This window comes from Sphingomonas sp. 179-A 2A2 NHS, assembly GCF_045371305.1.
In the GTDB taxonomy this organism is placed as follows: domain Bacteria; phylum Pseudomonadota; class Alphaproteobacteria; order Sphingomonadales; family Sphingomonadaceae; genus Sphingomonas.
Genome location: NZ_JBIQDE010000003.1, coordinates 1 through 15,300, shown reverse-complemented (window position 1 = coordinate 15,300; position 15,300 = coordinate 1). Strand labels below are relative to the sequence as shown.

Below are 15,300 nucleotides of genomic sequence, written 5' to 3'. Positions count from 1 at the left end.
TATCGAACTGGCTGATTTTGTCCGTCGTCAGAACATTCGGCACAACTCGCGGCGTAGATTAGCGGAGTGCGGACCTCGTCAGGGGGTTGATGTTAGGCGGCGAACTTGCGGTGCTGCAAGCGCCGATGTTCGATGGTCTGTCGCTTGATCCTTTCGCGCAGTTTGATGATTGCCGGAGCCCTGCCGAAGTAGGCGTCGGCAGGCGTCACGTTGGCCAGGCTCTCGTGGTATCGCTGGTGATTGTAGTGCTCGACGAAGGCCTCGATGTGGGCTTCGAGGTCGCCGGGCAGGAAGTAGTTTTCCAGCAAGATGCGGTTTTTCAGGGTCTGGTGCCAGCGCTCGATCTTGCCCTGGGTTTGGGGATGACACGGGGCGCCGCGGACATGGCTCATCTTCCGGGCCTCGATGTATTCCGCCAGCTCACCCGCGATGTAGCTGGGGCCATTATCGCTGAGTAGCCGGGGTTTGTGCAGCACCGTGGCGCTGTCGCAACCAGAAGCCGCCAGGGCGAGGTCCAGCGTGTCGGTGACGTCCTCGGCTCGCATGTTGGTGCACAGCTTCCAGGCGATGATGTAGCGCGAGAAGTCGTCGAGCACGGTCGACAGATACATCCAGCCCCACCCGATGATCTTGAAGTAGGTGAAGTCGGTCTGCCACATCTCGTTCGGCCGCGTGGTTTTCGTGTGGAACTGATCGGCAGCCTTGATCACGACATAGGCCGGGCTGGTGATCAGGTCGTGGGCCTTCAACAGGCGGTAAACCGTGGATTCCGACACGAAGTAGCGCTGCCCATCGGTGAAGCGCACGGCCAGTTCCCGGGGGCTCAGCTCAGACTGTTCCAGCGCCAGCTCGATGATCTGGTCGTGGATGCCCGCCGGGATGCGGTTCCACACCCGGCTCGGCGCCGATGGCCGATCTTCCAACGCCTCCGGCCCGCCTTCGAGGTAGCGATCATACCAGCGGTAGAATGTCCGACGAGGGATGCCGAGTTGGTCCAGCGTGCGCTTGGCCGACAGGTGCGACTGCTCGACGGTTCTGATGATCTCGAGCTTCTCGGATGCGGGATACCTCATTCGTCGTTGCCCCCATCCGCGACCATGCTTTTTTTGAGCAGACGGTTTTCCAGTGTCAGATCGGCCACGCATTCCTTCAGGGCCCGGGCTTCGCGGCGCAGGTCCTGGACCTCTCCGGTGGTCGCGGCACGGGCGGTGTCGCCGGCCAGGCGGCGCTTGCCAGCTTCCATGAACTCCTTCGACCAGGTGTAATACAGGCTCTGGGCAATGCCTTCCTTGCGGCATAGCTCGGCGATGCTGTCTTCCCCGCGCAGGCCATCCAGCACGACGCGGATCTTGTCCTCGGCCGAAAAGTGGCGCCGGGTCTGTCGGCGGATGTCCTTCACTACCCGCTCTGCTGGGGCCTTGGCGGGCGATTTTACATTGGAGGATCTGGGCTTCATCTTCGTTCCTTCGTCACTACGACGAAGCCCAGATCCTCCTTAAATCACAACCTCAAATCTGTGCCATTGGTGCTGACGGCGGACACTCATCATCGGGCTAATCACCGGCGAGCCGGTGATCCTGGGGCTCTCCGCCGCCAACATGATCCTGCTCAGCATGACGCTGGTGCTGAACATCCTCACCTTCTCGGGCACGCGCACGACGATGCTCGAGGGAGCGGTTCACCTGTCGCTATTCTTCGTCTTCCTGGTGCTGGTCTTCAGTCCCTGATCAGCCGCAGGCCGATCAGATAGAAGGCGCGGTCGCGAATGACACCAGGAGCTGCCGTGCAGGGCCCCGTGAACGAGGGATCATTCGCTCGCTCGCCCCCAAGCCGCCCCTGCGAACTGATGCTCGACGGCGAAACATTTACTGATTTGGCAGTCGATCAGGTTGTGGCACTTTGTCCCATGACTCTGATCACCATCGGCCACCGAACGACCTATCACTATGCGGAGCCAGTCACGCTCGGCCCGCACCGCATGATGCTGCGCCCGCGCGAAAGCCGGGACGTGCATCTTCTTTCGCACGACCTTGTGATCGAACCAGCTGCAGACATCTCCTGGACCTCGGATGTGGCGGGCAATGCCATCGCAACGGCGACCTTCAGCAACGCTACGGACACGCTCACAATCGACAGCATCTCGACCGTGCGGCTTTACGCAGACCAGTGGCCGGTGTTCGACATCGCAGCGTCTGCGATCTCCTACCCGTTCGCCTATGCGCCCGACGAGCGGGCTGACCTCGGCGCGCTTGCGATACCGGGCTATGTGGATGACGCTGGTCGACTTGCAGCCTGGACGAGAGCCTTTATTCTCGGCAACTCGACCGACACCCTGTCGCTGCTCAAGGATATCAGCAACGGCATCGCGTCCTCGATCTTCTATCAGAGCCGCGAGGATGAAGGCACCCAGGGGCCGCTGGAGACGCTCGATCGCGGATGGGGATCATGCCGCGACCTCGCGCTCCTGTTCGTGGAGGCGGTGCGAACGCTCGGCATCGGAGCGCGGATCGTTTCCGGCTATCTTCATGATGCAGATGGTCAGCAGGTAGGATCCGCGGGGGCGGGATCGACCCACGCCTGGGCCGAGATCTTCCTGCCCGGGGCGGGCTGGATCACGTTCGACCCGACCAATCGCAGCGTCGGAGGCTTCAACTTGATCCCGGTCGCTGTGGCGCGCGATATTCGGCAAGTAGTGCCGGTGGCGGGAAGCTTCACCGGGCGGGGCCCCGCCTTTCTCGAAGTGTCCGTATCTCTCTGCGCGAGCTGAGTGTCTCCGGCCGTTTGCGTTCAGCATGCAATTGAGACCGTCGGGACCGGATCATCCTTTCGGAGTGAGCGGCGGCGGAACTGCGGGCTCGCTTCCACTCTCAAGAACCTCTTCCGCTTCCTCGCGAAGATAGAGCCGGCGGACCAGCACGAGCACGACGATCGTCAGCGGCGTTGCCAGCAGCACGCCTGCCACGCCGAACAAGATACCTGCGGCGATGATGCCAAAGATCGTGATCGCAGGCGGCAGGTCCACCATCTTGTTCTGGAGCAGCGGCATGACGACGTTGCCTTGAAGCTGCTGCACCGCGATCAGCACTCCAAGTGTCCAGAGACCGACATCCGTGCCTTGGCCGAAGCCGAGCACGAGCGCCGGAATGCCTGCGAAGATGATGCCCGCATAAGGGACGAACTCCGCAAGACCCGCGACAAGCCCGATGGCCCAGGCGGCCGGCACACCCACCAGCCACAGTCCGAGCCCGGTGGCGATGCCGACGAAGAGCATCCCGAGTGTCTGGCCCTTGAGCCAGTTGCGCAACGACACCGCGATGGCGTCCAACGTCTCCGCGGCCGGTTCCTGCGCATGCCGCGGAAACAGGCGCAGCAAGCCGACCGTGTACAACGTCGGCTGTGCGGCAAGGTAGAGCCCACCGACGAGCACGATGGCCACTCCGGACAGCGCACCGCCCACCGCCGCAAGGGTCGCCGTGGCGGCGTTGACCACGCTTTGACCGGTCGGTGCGAAGCTCTGCGCCCTCTCGAGAAGCGACGCGCCCAACGGCGACCCCATCATCCGAGCCTGCACGCTCGCCCAGGCGGCGGGCAAGCGGGCGGCGAGTTCTGCGAACTCGCCCTGCATCGTCGCGCCGAAGAACCAGACCGAGCCGCCGATCAGGGCAAGCAGACCGAGCACCGTCGCTGCGAGGCAGGCCCCGAACGGCAGCCGGGTTCGCCGTCGGATCGAGTTCGTGAGAGTGAGGAGGATCAAGGAGACGAGTGCACACGCGAATAGCAGCAGCAGCAGATCGACGAGCAGCCATAGAACGTAGGCCCCGGCCACGGTTCCCAGCACGACCGCGGTTGCGCGGAACACGCGCCGCTCGAACGAGTCGCGCGGGCTTGGTGCCGAAGCGCCCGACTGCTTGAGTATCTCTGACTGTTCAGTGAAATTCGGCATCAGGCTCCGACGCATGGCGTGAAAGGCAAGTTCCGCCTGATCAGCCGCTGCGTCAGCCGATTTGACGTGCAGCGTGCGGCGCTAGCTAATCCGTTCGATCACCGCATCGATGGCCGTCACCACCTGCTCGGCACCGCGTAGTGGAATAGGTGGGCTTGGCTTGGTGATTAGTCATGCTCCTGCCCGAGCATATCCGTCAAAACAATCGCCATCAGGGGTGCGTAAATGGTAGCGGATCCTATATATGCAGGATGAAGTTGCATGGACCGCTTTCGAAGAATCTTGAGAACACCGTTGCCAGTATTCGCCGCTTCAGCGGACGGCCGGTTCACAGCGATACGATCGATTTCTGGCGTGAGTTGGTGGAGCAGGGCCGACGTGCAAGCGGCGTCCACCGAGACGAAGATCGAGTCCAGCTAACCGATCTCGCGCACCTCCTCGCGCTTGAGCTCAAGGCGCGCGGAAGCTGAAAGTGCCGCTAGCCGCAGCCCCCGGCTTCCTGTTCAGATCGCGGCTGCGCGTGCTCGGGCGGCGCTTTGGCTATCGTTCCGAGAAAGCACCTCCTGGGCAGCTGAACCGTCGATCGCGTCGATTAGGTATTTTACAAATCTCTCGCCAATGAGGCGATCGGAACCAACCGAGCCGCTCTTCGCTACGGCTCCGCCGAGAGTGAAGCAGCTCCCAGGTGCAAGGGAGCTGAAGCATGGGCCGTACTCTCGTCGCCTACATATTGATCGGGATGATATTGTTCGGTGGGGCGGCACTGATTGCACGCGCTCGGCATTACTCGCACCAGCGGGTTTACGACCGAAGGCGGCGTCGTGAGGGCATCGCTTACAAGAAGCGAATGGCTGAGAAGGACGTATCTAGCTGACGACTGTCACAATGGCCCGCATAGACCAAACTGCGTCCCTGTATAGCGGCGGGGCGACAAAGGACTTGCAATGATAACACCCACCGCCAGCATCCAGTGCACGCGCGACAAGGCGATGCCGTTGATGGTAACGATCAAGCGAGGTGACGAGGTGCTGTCCGAGCACCCGGTGGCAAACGCGCAGTTGGCTGAAGCTCGAATAAGGATCGAACTGGGCAACCTTCAGCAGGCCGACGGTGCCGTTCGCAGCCATGAAGCGCGACCTGCCGACGTTCCCGCCGTGCCGACCGATCAACCAAAGGATGTCGCCGCAAGTTTCGGCTGGCGAGGCTAGCCTCTGTTCTCAGCTAACGTGTGCGCTACTAGCGCGTTCGCGTGACTATGGCCCATCCCGTGCTCGCTCTTCAACATGGAGACGAGTTCAATATACTTTGCTGGAAGGTGCCGAAGGATCAGCATCTTCCATTCCGCGATCGACTTACCGTGCTTCTTCTCGATCGACGGGAAGTAGGACGCATGTCCAATCACGGGTTTGCCAGCCCCGATCGATTCCTTTCCTCGTTGAACCAGATGTCTGATCGATCCATTTAGCCCGCAGATCGAGTTGTATAATCGCTGTGAGCATAGGCGGCGACATGGCTACCGCCCACAAAGACCCATCTCCTGCCATTCGGCGCTACTCAGTCAAGGACCCGAAATTTGCCAATCGGTAACCTGACGCGATGCCGCTGACCCTCGGCCGCGGCAACTCTGCGCACTGGCTCGAGGGATCGCTCGACGAAATCTGCGCACTAAGCCAGCCGTGTGTAGCTAACGAGATGCGGGTTCAGGCCGCGGCGCCGTGCAGCAGGCATGGACGCAATGCGGAAGTCGGACCATGATTTCGCATTAGTCCCGGGACCGAAGCGATGATTGATGTGAACACCCGCATGGCGTTCTCGATCGTCGAGAACCCCGGCGTCTATGCGCTGCTGCTCGGCTCGGGAATCTCGCGATCCGCCGAGATCCCCACCGGCTGGGACATCACCCTCGATCTCGTCCGGAGAGTCGCGACGGCGGAAGGCGCGACCGGAGAGACCGACTGGGCCGCCTGGCACCGGGCGCGGTTCGGAACGGATCCGGGCTACTCCTCGCTCCTGGACGCGCTCTCCATCACCCCCGCCGAGCGCCGATCTATCCTCCATCGCTACATCGAGCCCAGCGCGGACGATCTCGAGGCCCGGCGGCGCGTCCCGACGCGAGCCCATCATTCGATCGCCCGGCTGGTCCGCGACGGCTTCGTCCGGGTGGTGATCACGACGAACTTCGACCGCCTGCTGGAGACCGCGCTCAGCGCCGTCGGGGTCGAACCGGTCGTGATCAAGTCGGTGGACGACCTCGCCGGATCCAGCCCGCTGCCGCACAGCCGATGCTTCCTGCTGAAGGTGCACGGCGACTACCTGGACAATCGCATCCTCAACACCGAGGACGAACTCGCATCGTATCCCATCGAATATGACCGGCTTCTGGACCGCATCCTCGACGAATACGGCCTGATCGTTTCCGGCTGGTCGGGCGAATGGGACCCGGCACTGCGCGCGGCGATCGTCCGCGCGCCGAACAGGCGCTTTCCCACCTGGTGGGCGGCCCGAGGCGGACCAGCCCCCGCCGCTCAGGATCTCATCGCCGCGCGCGCCGCGACCGTAGTCCACATCGACGACGCCGATACCTTCTTCACCCAGCTGGGAGACGCGGTCGATGTGCTGGCGAAGTCGCGCAGGCCGTCACCCGACACGATCGAGATCCTGCTCGCCACGACCAAGCGGAACCTCGCGAGTCCGGACCGCCGCATAAATCTGGCCGACGCGCTCGCAGATCAAGTGGAACGCGTCGTCGAGCGGATCAGCGGGCCCGATTTGCCGGTATCGGTTCCAGGCGTCACAAACGAGATCGTGCTCGATCGGTGGAGAGCCGTCGAAGGCATCTCCGAGCCGCTCGCACGCATGGCCGGCATCATCGGCCGCTGGGGAGACGGAAGCGAATTCGGCCAGATGGAGGACGCGCTCAAAGGTCTCGTCGCCGCGAAGGGCGGCAACGGGAACGTGGCCCTGCTCGGACTGACGACATACCCGGCCTACCTCTTCTACCTGACCTACGCGTTGGGGCTGACGAAGGCTGAGCGATGGCAGGAGCTGTTCCGTTGGCTCTCGCTGCAGATCTCGCGACAATATCGTGAGCCCACCTCCGCGGTGAACAGCCTGTTCATGTCGTTCTGGGACGACTTCGAACCGGATTGGTGGAAGATGTGGCCTGGTCTCGAGCGCCATAGAACACCCTGGGCGGCGCACCTGATCGCGAATATCGTTCCATGGTCCCGCGACTACGGCCTCATCGGCGGAGCCGCTCTAGACAACTATCTCACCACGGAACTCCTCGGCGGGTTCGCGGCACTCACGCCCCAGGACGAGAACTTCCTGCTGCAGCTCCAGCAGTTCACGTGGATGCCGCACGGACAAACGATGTGGGACGGTCATGCCAGGAAGCAGATCCTGTCGCGTCTGCAATCGCCCGAGCTGCAGCCGAAACTGCTGGCGGCGGGCTTCTGCAAGGGTTCGACGAACCATTGGGCCGGCGTCCTGAACAACATCGACCATCTCGCGCGCCGTGTCGGCTGGTAGAGACCTAGCTACCGACCTGAAGCCCGGCTGAGCCTGCTCCGATTGGACCTCATCTCAGCACGCACGACGATCGCGCCGCACGCCGATGAATTCGATACGCTCTCGCGCCTGATCGCACGCCTTGGCGACGGATCGCTCCATCTGGTCCGCGCTCGCACCCTTGTAGCGAAGGGTCGTGAGCCCGGCGAGATCGGACCCCAGCCTGACGCCCGTGTCCGCCTCGACCAGCAGAAAGGAACGCTCCCGCCCCAACCGGCCGACGGAAATGCCGTACTCGAAGTGCACGTTGTCACGCGGCACCTTGTGCTCCGTCCCACGCGACACGAGCAGATCGTCGGCGCGTGCCACGGCGATGGTGAAGTCGGCTCGTTCGATCGCATCCTCCAACGAGCTGATCGGATACTCGGACACACCGAAGGTGCCCTGATCCCACAGGTAGACGGGCATGTCGTCGGAATCGAGGTTCTGCCGGACCAGGCGCGCGACCTTCAGCCCTTCGCTGGACGAAATGACGAAGATCCGAGGGTGCTCGTTGGCGGCAGCAATCTCCTGGTTGCGATGATCGAGCTGGTCCGCAACCGCGTCGGCGGTCGCCCTCCAGAACTCGACGTCGGCTCCCACGATGCTCTCGACGTCCGCAAGTGCGACCGTCAGCACGTAGCTCGGCGAGACGGCCCTCAGAGTCGCGGTACGGGCGCGCGCCCGATTGAGGCCGGCCAGCTCGCCGACCGACTCCCCGGCGACCCTCGTCTGCTTGTGCTGCCCACGGATCAGGACATCGAACTCGCCCGCGAGAATGAAGTGGAGGTCGTTGTCCCACGCGCTCTCCTCTACGAGAAGGTCGCCCGGCGCCAGCTCAGCGGTCTTACCGACGTCCGCGAACCTGCCCGCGAGTTCCCGATCGCTGCGCACGAGCCGCTGCCGGAGCAGCGCCTCGACGATGCCATTCCGGTCAAACCTGTCGCTCAGAGCCGTCATTGTCGTTCACCTCCACAATTTCCCGGGGACCAGCGGGCGACGCACCCGCCGCCGGCACGGCCCCGGCGTTCGCCAGCGGACACCCATCCACCGAGCCGCAACACGGCGAGCCGGCGAACCCTTTCCAGAAGAGGCTCTCCTGCTCGCCCATGCGGTGCAGCTCGAGCGCGAGCACGGCCGCCGCGTTGGCATGATCGCCGCACGACCGCAGCACGGCCGGCCGGCGATGCGCACCGGCGGAGCAGACGCACGGATCCCTCAGGTTCACGACACGGCCGCTGCCGATCCAGACCGAGTAAAGCCGGCGCCCATCGCGCATAACCCGGACCGCCGGTCCGTTCGCACCCCCGCCGCTAACGACCAGCGTCAGGCGACGATCGGCCAAGTCCGAGGGGAACGGATCCCCGAGCCGCCCCGCCGCCAGTTCCGCCCGCAGCTGATGAAGCGCCGCCGGTGCGCCGTGGGCGCGGCCGCGGCCGTCCGGCCAGCGACGCAGACGCGCGGCCCGCGACTGCAGCTGCAGGAAGCGGACCAGCGTCTCCCACCATGCCCGGGCGGCATCCGCGCGGTCGATCACGATGTCGTCGACGGCACGCCAATACAGGCAGAAGCTGCCGTTGCGGTTGATGTGGCGCTCGGGGCAGAAGGCCGGAAGCAGCGAGGGCGTGATCTCCCGCGCCACGGCCGAGGCGCCCTCCACCGTGATGCTCAGTCCGTATACCGGCACCCGACCATCGGCGAGCGGAACCGGCAGCGACACCAGAAGCTCACCGGGGGAGCGCCGGATCTCGGACGCGCCGAAGTCGGACATGCTGTCCGCGATTAGCGCGATAGTCTCCGGGGTCGTCGTCGCGGTCACTCGCCCTCCGCGTACGGCCGGACCGTGCGCTCGGAGGCCGCGACTATGGCGGGCGCCGCCAGGGCGAACGCCGCGCGCTTCGCGGCAGAGGCGGTCGCGTCCGCCTTCTCGGACAGAGCTTCGACGGCCTCGTTGTAGTCGAGACCCTTCACCTTCCTGCGCGAGCCGAACAGATCCCGCACCGCCTGCGTCCCCGCATCGTAGGCGGAGCTGCCGATCGCGGTCTCGTCACCCGCGCAGCGCACCTGCTCCGCCTCTGACGCGAGGACTCCCCGGCTTACCGAGCAGCGGACGCGGTCGCCCTGCATCCCAAGGCGCGTGATGGTCATGGGGCCGAACTCGAAGCCGATCGCGAGGCCGAGACCGGCGGTGTCGATGCCCTCGTCGCCGAGCTTCTCGAGCGCCAGCTCGAAGCTCGAGCGGAGGGCCCCGGCGCACAGCGTGGCGGTGCTGACGGTTTCAAGATCGTCGGTGGTATGGACGGTCCCCTCGCAGAGCAGCCCGTGCAGACAGTCGCCGATGAACCGGATGCGGCGGCCGTCGAAGTCGCAGGTGAGCACCCGGTCGAGCTCGGCGCGGATCACGTGAAAGACGCGCACCACGTCCTCAGCGGAGTCCGCGATGTGACGCGCAACGTAGGCGGTAAAGCCGTCGATGTCCGCATAGACGGATGCCGCCTCCTGCCGCCGCGAATTGCCCGGCGTGAGCGTGGTGATGTCGAGGGTCCGCAGCGGCGGCGTGTGGCGGGAGAAGCCGAACGCCCCGATGGGATTCCTCTCGAGATCCTCCTCCCACTCCTTCACGATCGCGTCCTTGGACACGCCGAGGGCCGCCTTGATCCGGCAATCCTCGATCTCCTCAGAGGTGAGCGACGTCGCTGCAGGATTGTCGACCGCGCCGAGCCCGATCGCCTCGCGGGCGTTGTTCGTGAGGAAGATACCCACACGGGTGCCGCCGCCCGACATCTTCGCGGCCTGATTGGCGGGCTCGCCGAGGAAGAGCGGTTCGCGGCCGCCGCGGCGGCCGTTGTTCACGGCCAGCGCCTCGCCGGAGTCGATCCCCACCCGGACCTTCGCGTTCGGGATCTGCTCGTCGGCGTCGCCCGTCTCGTCCAGGACATCGATGATCAACTGGGCGATGGCCACCGCGCGGCGGACGCGCTTCGCCTCGGCGTCGGCGTCGCTGTTGTAAGGCTTCGTCACCACCGCGTGCAGCCGCTGGTTGTGGAAGTCGACCCGGCGCGCTCCGCAACGGGCAAGAACCCGGTGCACAGCCCGCTGGTGGAGGTTCAGGAAGCGAAGGGTCCGGCGATGGCACGTCACGCCCTCGTCCGAGGTGACATGCAGCATGTCGCCGAGGTTCAGGATGTCGGCGTAGAGGTGAACGCCGTCAACCCGATAAGCCTTGTTCGCGGGGATGCTCTCCAGCGACATGTCCCGGCTGTATTCGGCGATTGTCACCTTCTCGATATCCTTGAGCTTGCGCTCGATGTGATCCGAGGCGCGGTCGTGCTTCCAGCTCTTCACCATGATTCCACTCCACTTCGGATCGACCACCCCCACGGGCTTGCACGCGATGTGAAATCCCTTTCCAACAATGCATGCGGACACCGACGCGGATTCGGACGCGACCATCCGATGTCCGAAGGATCGGGCCCGTCCGCATACATCGGGAGGGGGAACCGGACGGCGTGCAGGATACGGCTGAAATCGAAGGCGGGGGCGAAGCCGACCATCTCACGGTCGACGAGGTTCGCGCCGTAATGTGCGGCCTCGATCGCGCAGACTTCGACAAGATCGAAAGGATCGCCAAGTGGTTCGCGCCGAGGTGCCGCATGCAGCCGGAGGACCTGAGCCAGGAGGCGTTCAAGCGGATGCTGCAAGGCACGCGCAGGCTGCCGCGGGGTGCCGACGTGCTGCCTATCATCGCCGGGGTCATAAAGAGCATCGCCTCGCAGGAGGTCGAGGCTATCCGCGCCGGCTTCCGCGATGTCCGATCCGTGCCCGGGGGATCGAGCGGCCGGGACCTGCCCGATCCGGCTCCCTCGCCTGAAAGGATGCTCGCCTCGGCGCGCGACGACGGGGAGGTGCTGGCGGCTATAAGCGGCCTGATCGAGGATGACGAGCAGTTGCAGCTGCTCGTCGAGGGTATCTGCGACGGGATGCTCGGCAGAGAGCTCGAGGAGCTGCTCGGCGTCGACACCAAGCGGCTCGCCGCCATTCGTAAACGGTTGAGCCGTAGACTACAGTCCGCCTTTCCGAAGGGACTCGAGCGATGAACGGCATCAGCGGCGACGATGCGGACCGGCTCGCCCGGTTGGACGACTTCGTCATCGAGGAGATACTGGCCGCGGACGACGCTGCGGTCGACGACGGTGCGCGCGACCGCATCCTCGCCAGCTTCGAACGAGCGGAACTCGCGCTGCGCAAAGCACGGCTGGTCGAGCTCCGCGCACAGATCGATCGGGAGAGGGCGGGAGCGACCGTCGTCACCTTCGACGCCGATCGGATGCGCGCCAAGCTCAAGGAGGCGGCGAACGACCCGGACGTGAAGATGACGCTGGCGGCGCGGGGCGGCGTCTCGGACGGCGATGAGGACATGGAGGGTCTGCTCGAGGATCTGGCCGAACTCGAGCGCGACGCCGGGGACGACACCGAGGAATGATCGCCCGCCCCTCGGCCGCCGAGGCAGCACTGCAGGCGCTCGGCATCACCGAGCCGGCGGAGATCGACGTCGAGGTGGTCGCCCGCTCGCTGGGCGCAAAGGTGAAATACCGCTCGCTCAGGTCGTGTGAGGCGCGGATCGTGGGTCAGAACGGCCGGGCGATCATAACCGTCGACGCAGGAGCGCGCCTCCAGCGCCGCCGCTTCTCGGTGGCGCACGAGCTCGGCCACTGGCACCGCCACCGCGGGATCTGCCTCACCTGCCGGAGCAGCGACATCGATCGCCCGCTGAACGACGGCCGCCGAGAGCGCGTCGGCAGCAATCCCGAGCTGCAGGCAGACGCCTACGCGTCTGACCTGCTTCTCCCCGGCTACATCTTCCGGCCGCTCGCCGCTGACATCGAACGGCTGACGCTGGCGGCGGTCCGCGAGCTTGCCGACATGTTCCATACCAGCCTGACGGCGACCGCGATCCGCGCGCTCGGCACGAACAGGTTCCCCGCCCTGCTGGTCTGCCATGGACAAGCCGGCATGCGCTGGTTCCGCCGGCCGCCGATCGTGCCGGAGCGATGGTTCCCGCGGTCGGACCTGCAGCCGGAGAGCCCGACGTTCCGTATACTGTTCCGGGGCGGTACTGAGACGAAGCAGCCGGTCACAGTTAAGGCGTCATGTTGGTTCGACACGCAGCTCGCGGAGCGGTTCACCGTGACCGAGCAGTCGTTCTGCCTGCCGAATGATCACGTCGCCACGTTAGTTTACCTCAGCAGCCCGGAGATGCTGAAGGTGTGAGCGGCAGAGTTGGAAAGCCGAAATAGCTTGCAGTATGTATGGAGATGTTCGGGATTGAGGCTGCCGCGATCGGCGACATGGAATTGGTATGCTCGATCGATGAGGCGACCGTCGTTTCGCCGTCGTCAGGCTCTGGTGTTACCCGATGTCAGCGCGATGTCCGCTTGGCCGCGCCGTTGGCGGAATGCCGTTTCGCTCTCCCCTAATCCAAAAAGCCAAGGCGACCACCCTGTTCGCTGAACGAGTGTCCGGTATCGATGATTGCAGCCTGGAAGCGGACAGGCCGTTCTCCACCCCGTACAGACGTTCAAGCCCCTCTCCTCTCCGCTGAACGAGCGTTGGCTATTGCACTACAAAATTATGGTTGATCCGCGAAGCAGGATACCTGCTCGCGCTAGCGACCAGTTTTGCGAAGTTCGATAGCTGCTACACTTATCCGTTCTCGCACCTGTGCCGACCACTTGACTGAACGCCCAAACAGCTGGCGCACGTCATAGATCGCCGAGTCACTGAGCATCCATTCGAGCGTGCCTGGCTATTTAATAGAATGTCTCAATATCGGTGTTTCTGCGAGGCTGAATGACTTGTAAATGGCAGCGTGAGGGGCGCAAGCTGTAGCTGGGAACGCGATGGGGCGTCTCATCGATCTCCGACTATGAGGAATCCACTGATGGCCAAGGATGGCAGGAGCAGTGGCGGGTCGAATCCCTCTTTCGTCCGTCCAGATGAGACTGAGCACGGCAACAAATTCCCACCCACCCGCTTGGCAGCCCTGACCTTGCGAGCCTACGCTTCGGATTGGGCTGCGTTCACGGCCTGGTGCGAGGCTCAGGGCGTTTCGGCGCTTCCGGCTACGCCGGAAGCTATCATTGGCTTCATCTCCGCCCAGGCGAAGGGAGAGGGTCCAGACGGTCGGACTCGGCGACCGCTTGCAACCTCGTCACTCTCCCGCGCTCGCTCCGCGATCAATCACTATCATCGGGAAGCCTCTTTGCCTCTTCCAGCCCGATTAAATCGCAACCCTGCGTTTGGCGCCGCGCTCACGCGTATCCTGCAAAGCCGCCACACCGAAAAGGTACGGAAAACGGCTATCGGTCCTCAGCGACTGGACATCATCTTCGCGGCCATTGTGGGTGACGACATCCGATCAGTTCGCGATCGCGCGCTGCTGTCGCTCGGCGTGGCGGCCGCCTTGCGCAGGTCTGAATTAGCGGCGCTGCAGTTCGACGACATCAGGGTCGTGCCCGACGGGCTGATACTCAGCATCGGATCGGCCGCGGGTAAATCGCGGAGGGAGCGTGTGGCGATTTCAGTCCTCGACGGCGAACGCATCCGCCCCAAGGCGCTGCTGCTCGAGTGGCTTCACGTCAGCGGCATCGCTAGCGGCCCGATATTCAGGCGCCTCGCCCCCGCGCGAATGAAAGCATGGAACGCGGAAACCGGTCGCGCCTCGTGGCGCCACGTTGGCGATCGGGTTCGGCCGACTGCGATGTGCGATCGCAGCGTCGCCAGGATAGTCAAAGCTCGGGCAGAAGCGGCCGGACTGGATCCCGCCCTGTTCGGGGGGCACTCGTTACGGTCAGGCTTTCTCACGGAGTCGGTGCGTCAACCCGGTGCTACCTTTCTTAAGACCTTGGAGGTGAGCAGGCTCGCATCAATGGGAACCCTCCCCGCCTATATAGAAGAGAGCGATCCATTCGAGAACCACGCCGGTGATGGCTTCTTGTGATCTTCCAACAAAAGGAGCTGGATTGCTCGGCACCCACGGTTCTGAGTTATAATGTGTGAACGCCGTCCCGCTATCGCACGCCCGATAGTGCAACATCTGTAGTCACATCCATCAGGTATTGAGCTTAGCATTCCTGACGTCCGATCAGCGGCTTGGCGCCAGGATCCCATTCCACCATCTCGTCATCGAAAATCCGTGCCTCAGATGGAGGTACTGCATTGGCAACGGCTGCCCAAATTTCCCCTGTGCACTCGCTGATCGTCAGCACCTTCCGATCAGCCCGAGATCCATTCACTTTCCGGTTCATTCTTTATCCCTGGTCAGCAGCGAATCGTACGCCCCTCAGCTGCACGCAATCGATCCCCGACTACGACGGGCCAACGGTCGCACCGGTTCGTCAATCGCTTGACATCACGATCAGACACATTGTTGATCATCCATTCTAGCGAGCCTCGCCATTCTATGAGGCGCATAAGCGAAGGCTCTTTGGCCGATCGCGAGTCAGTTGACATTGCCGCACAAACATCGCTGCTGCCGATAACGGCCAGCACTGCGCCGATAACACGTGCTCGCCAGAAGACCGGAAGCGCGCACAACTTGTAGTCCAAGTCGGGTAGATGGGGAAAGCGCTCTCCCGTCCTTTGACCAATATGAAACGCCTCGATCGGAACCTCAGCCGGATAGGAATGCCTCGTACAAAGCGCATAGGCAACGTCACACACGACAGCTAGGTAAGCGTGGCGTGAGGACCGCAGTTTATGCGGCTTGGGCTGTTGGCTGATCTGTCTGGGGCACCCAGTTCCACGGC

General features: G+C 63.8%; 14 protein-coding genes. 8 read left to right on the top strand and 6 right to left on the bottom strand.

Features of this window, described 5'->3' with window-relative positions; all coding sequences use genetic code 11:
- Nucleotides 1-92: 92 nt before the first annotated feature.
- A protein-coding gene (locus tag ACH0AE_RS06425) for an IS3 family transposase (RefSeq protein ID WP_380942264.1) occupies nt 93-1,456 on the bottom strand; the annotation gives its coding sequence in 2 pieces (ribosomal slippage) (nt 93-1,106 and nt 1,109-1,456; 1,362 coding nt in all).
- Nucleotides 1,457-1,571: 115 nt separating this feature from the next.
- On the opposite strand from ACH0AE_RS06425, the gene ACH0AE_RS06420 reads away from it, so the two are divergent.
- Together ACH0AE_RS06420 and ACH0AE_RS06415 are read left to right on the top strand one after the other, a co-directional pair.
- The gene (locus ACH0AE_RS06420) at nt 1,572-1,727 is read left to right on the top strand and encodes a hypothetical protein (protein ID WP_406875564.1); all 156 of its coding nucleotides are present in this window, start codon (nt 1,572-1,574) and stop codon (nt 1,725-1,727) included.
- A 119-nt stretch (nt 1,728-1,846) separates the two neighbouring features.
- The gene (locus ACH0AE_RS06415; RefSeq protein ID WP_406875563.1) at nt 1,847-2,767 is read left to right on the top strand and encodes a transglutaminase N-terminal domain-containing protein; all 921 of its coding nucleotides are present in this window, start codon (nt 1,847-1,849) and stop codon (nt 2,765-2,767) included.
- A gap of 51 nt (nt 2,768-2,818) precedes the next feature.
- Here the strand turns inward: ACH0AE_RS06415 and ACH0AE_RS06410 are convergent, their stop codons facing one another.
- Nucleotides 2,819-3,943, bottom strand: a complete 1,125-nt coding sequence (locus ACH0AE_RS06410; RefSeq protein ID WP_406875562.1) for an AI-2E family transporter — start codon at nt 3,941-3,943, stop codon at nt 2,819-2,821.
- Between the two features lie 998 nt (nt 3,944-4,941).
- Here ACH0AE_RS06410 and ACH0AE_RS06405 point away from each other — a divergent pair.
- A complete protein-coding gene (locus ACH0AE_RS06405) occupies nt 4,942-5,151 on the top strand; it encodes a hypothetical protein (RefSeq protein WP_406875561.1) in 210 nt (69 codons plus the stop codon).
- Here ACH0AE_RS06405 and ACH0AE_RS06400 read toward each other — a convergent pair.
- Nucleotides 5,148-5,345 carry a DUF4287 domain-containing protein gene (locus tag ACH0AE_RS06400; protein ID WP_406875560.1) on the bottom strand — a complete coding sequence of 66 codons (198 nt, stop codon included), beginning with the start codon at nt 5,343-5,345 and terminating at the stop codon, nt 5,148-5,150. The genes ACH0AE_RS06405 and ACH0AE_RS06400 overlap by 4 nt on opposite strands.
- Before the next feature lie 401 nt (nt 5,346-5,746).
- On the opposite strand from ACH0AE_RS06400, the gene ACH0AE_RS06395 reads away from it, so the two are divergent.
- Nucleotides 5,747-7,474: an SIR2 family protein gene (locus ACH0AE_RS06395; RefSeq protein WP_406875559.1), complete on the top strand. Its 1,728-nt coding sequence runs from the start codon at nt 5,747-5,749 to the stop codon at nt 7,472-7,474.
- 54 nt (nt 7,475-7,528) lie between these two features.
- On the opposite strand, the gene ACH0AE_RS06390 is transcribed toward ACH0AE_RS06395, so the two are convergent.
- Genes ACH0AE_RS06390 through ACH0AE_RS06380 form a run of 3 tightly spaced genes read right to left on the bottom strand, consistent with a single transcriptional unit; the run spans nt 7,529 to nt 10,840 of the window.
- The gene (locus tag ACH0AE_RS06390) at nt 7,529-8,452 is read right to left on the bottom strand and encodes a TIR domain-containing protein (protein WP_406875557.1); all 924 of its coding nucleotides are present in this window, start codon (nt 8,450-8,452) and stop codon (nt 7,529-7,531) included.
- A complete protein-coding gene (locus ACH0AE_RS06385; protein ID WP_406875556.1) occupies nt 8,427-9,311 on the bottom strand; it encodes an E2 domain-containing protein in 885 nt (294 codons plus the stop codon). Before ACH0AE_RS06385 ends, ACH0AE_RS06390 begins: the two co-directional genes overlap by 26 nt.
- A complete protein-coding gene (locus tag ACH0AE_RS06380; RefSeq protein ID WP_406875555.1) occupies nt 9,308-10,840 on the bottom strand; it encodes a transcriptional regulator in 1,533 nt (510 codons plus the stop codon). Before ACH0AE_RS06380 ends, ACH0AE_RS06385 begins: the two co-directional genes overlap by 4 nt.
- A 161-nt stretch (nt 10,841-11,001) precedes the next feature.
- Here ACH0AE_RS06380 and ACH0AE_RS06375 point away from each other — a divergent pair, with 161 nt between their 5' ends.
- From ACH0AE_RS06375 to ACH0AE_RS06360, 4 genes are all read left to right on the top strand, one after another.
- Nucleotides 11,002-11,589, top strand: coding sequence for a hypothetical protein (locus ACH0AE_RS06375; RefSeq protein WP_406875554.1), 588 nt, complete (start codon nt 11,002-11,004; stop codon nt 11,587-11,589).
- Nucleotides 11,586-11,975, top strand: coding sequence for a hypothetical protein (locus ACH0AE_RS06370; RefSeq protein ID WP_406875553.1), 390 nt, complete (start codon nt 11,586-11,588; stop codon nt 11,973-11,975). Before ACH0AE_RS06375 ends, ACH0AE_RS06370 begins: the two co-directional genes overlap by 4 nt.
- On the top strand, nt 11,972-12,763 hold the full coding sequence (locus tag ACH0AE_RS06365; RefSeq protein WP_406875552.1) for an ImmA/IrrE family metallo-endopeptidase: 792 nt from the start codon (nt 11,972-11,974) through the stop codon (nt 12,761-12,763). The genes ACH0AE_RS06370 and ACH0AE_RS06365 overlap by 4 nt, the downstream gene beginning before the upstream one ends.
- Nucleotides 12,764-13,433: 670 nt before the next feature.
- Complete coding sequence (locus ACH0AE_RS06360; RefSeq protein ID WP_406875551.1) at nt 13,434-14,492, top strand: integrase; 1,059 nt, start codon at nt 13,434-13,436, stop codon at nt 14,490-14,492.
- The last annotated feature ends 808 nt before the right edge of the window (nt 14,493-15,300 follow it).